Here is a 1,997-nt window from a genome sequence, read left to right as displayed (position 1 = left end):
GGTGGTCGCCCCAGCCCACATCGATGAGCCGGTCGCCGCTGCCCACCCGGCACACGTGCAGCGCCAACGTCGCCAGCCCCGCCTGGCGGCGCAGGCCGGTCACCGCCTGCGGACTGCCGGCGACGACCACCTCCACCGGCCCGAGCAGCCTGACGCGCACGCCAGTGCCAGCCATTGAGATCACCAGGTCAGGCTATTCCTGAGCCCAGCGAGCTCGGTCTGTTCGTCGCGCACTGGACACGATCCGCTGTCGAGCCGGGCAGCGCGCACGGCCGGAGCCGGGCGTCGGTCGTAGGCTGACCTCTCGACCCTGACTCGTCGATGGAGAGCGCAGTGACCACACGCAGCGGCAAGGTGATCGCCGACCAGACCATCTCCGCCGACGGGTACTCGGCCGGTCACAACCAGACCGAGGAACGCCCGTTCGGCGACGACGGCGGTGACGGCTGGGGCGCGGGGCTGCACTCCTGGATGTTCGACGCCGCCGACGAGAACCGGGCCGAACTCGACCAGACCACAGCCGCCTCAGCGGTCATCATGGGGCGCAACATGTTCGGCCCGGTGCGCGGCGCGTGGGACCGGCAGTGGAACGGCTGGTGGGGTGACGATCCGCCGTTCCACAAGCCGGTGTTCGTACTCACCCATCACGCGCGTGAGCCGCAGCCGATGGAGGGCGGCACCACCTTCCACTTCGTCACGGACGGGATCGAGTCGGCGCTCGCGCAGGCGCGCGCGGCGGCCGGCGACGGCGACGTCCTGATCCACGGCGGCTCGACCACCATCAACCAGTACCTCGCCGCCGGTCTGGTCGACGAGCTGCGGCTGCACATCGTGCCGCTCACCCTCGGCGCCGGCGTACGGCTGTTCGAGGGTGTTCCGCCACTGAACCTCGAACAGGTGACGGCGCGGGCGGCGAGTTCGGTGCTGCACGTGACCTACCGCGTGCTGCAGTGAGGCGTTGCGCCACCGCGTGAATTGCTCCGGGGGTGGTGACGGTGGCAGGCGCGTCAGTCGCATCGACGGCAGCGAACGCCTGCGGCGTGGTGTGCATCGACCGTTGTAGGGTGCCCGCCGTGGGATACACAGTGTCACCGTCAGGCCGTCTGCACCTCCCGGAGTCGGAGGACGCCGCCGCGGCCATCGCCGTCCAGGCCGCGCTGGCTGAACGAGGTGACTGGTACGGGCCGGACGGGTTTCCGTCCGATGGCACGCTGGTCGACCTCGCGGAGGCGGCCCGCGCCTCCATCGTCCGCGACGCGGACTGGATCGAGTTCGGGCACGACGACGAGGGCGATCCCAAGTGGTCGGACCGGGCGACCGCCTTCTACGTCGCGATTGCGCCGTTCGTTAGCGAGGGCACCGTGGAGATCGAGGGTGAGGACGGGGCCCGCTGGTCGTACACCTACGCGGACGGGCAGGTGACCCAGCGAGGTGGGAACGGGTGGGATGGGTCCGTCGAGCCGTTTGGCGACTACGTGGAGCACCCGGCCCCGGATCACTCGTAGCCGCGACTCTCTCACCGGCCGCCCGGGGTTTCGGTGAACGGATCTTCTCGGCGGGCGGTCTCCCAGACCGGTCGCTGCGGCTCGTCGTTGTGCACGACGATGTCGGCGTGCTGGGTCGGGCGGGCCGTAGCGAAGTAGAGCTGCTGAGAAGGGATGTAACGCTCGCGCCAGCGTCGTTCGACGTCGGCCCGAGGTGACACCCGGTACTCCCGGATGACGGCACGATCCACTGTCTTCTCCAGTGCCGTGGACACGAAGATGCGCAGGTCCCACCGGTCGACCAACTCCGGGCGCAGGAGGAAGACGCCGTCGAAGACGAGCACGGCGTCGGGTGGGGCGGTCGTGACCGGCGGGGACAGCACAGCGTCCGCGGCGCGCTCGTAGACCGCGTGTTGGAAGCGCCGATCTCCGCCCGGCCCGAGCGGGTCGAGCAGGACCCTTTTCAGCGCGTCGTTGTCGTGGGTGTCGTGGTAGCAGCCTTCGGCCGAGTAC

Annotated in this window: 3 protein-coding genes and 1 pseudogene; 2 read left to right on the top strand and 2 right to left on the bottom strand. The window is 70.0% G+C overall.

Annotation, left to right across the window (positions count from 1 at the left end; translation table 11 throughout):
• Nucleotides 1-184 (bottom strand): annotated as a pseudogene (locus KBX53_RS31265) (hypothetical protein); the annotation flags it as partial.
• A gap of 149 nt (nucleotides 185-333) precedes the next feature.
• Between KBX53_RS31265 and KBX53_RS31260 the strand changes: the two are divergent.
• Nucleotides 334-954: a dihydrofolate reductase family protein gene (locus KBX53_RS31260; protein WP_210863346.1), complete on the top strand. Its 621-nt coding sequence runs from the start codon at nucleotides 334-336 to the stop codon at nucleotides 952-954.
• 119 nt (nucleotides 955-1,073) lie between these two features.
• Nucleotides 1,074-1,505, top strand: a complete 432-nt coding sequence (locus KBX53_RS31255; protein WP_210863344.1) for a hypothetical protein — start codon at nucleotides 1,074-1,076, stop codon at nucleotides 1,503-1,505.
• Nucleotides 1,506-1,516: 11 nt separating this feature from the next.
• Here the strand turns inward: KBX53_RS31255 and KBX53_RS31250 are convergent.
• On the bottom strand, nucleotides 1,517-1,997 hold a 481-nt coding region (locus KBX53_RS31250), incomplete at its 5' end, for a uridylate kinase (RefSeq protein ID WP_210863342.1).

Source organism: Micromonospora sp. M51, assembly GCF_018070305.1.
In the GTDB taxonomy this organism is placed as follows: domain Bacteria; phylum Actinomycetota; class Actinomycetes; order Mycobacteriales; family Micromonosporaceae; genus Micromonospora; species Micromonospora parva.
Note: the sequence above shows the minus strand (reverse complement) of the source record. Positions and strands in the feature narration are given on the sequence as shown.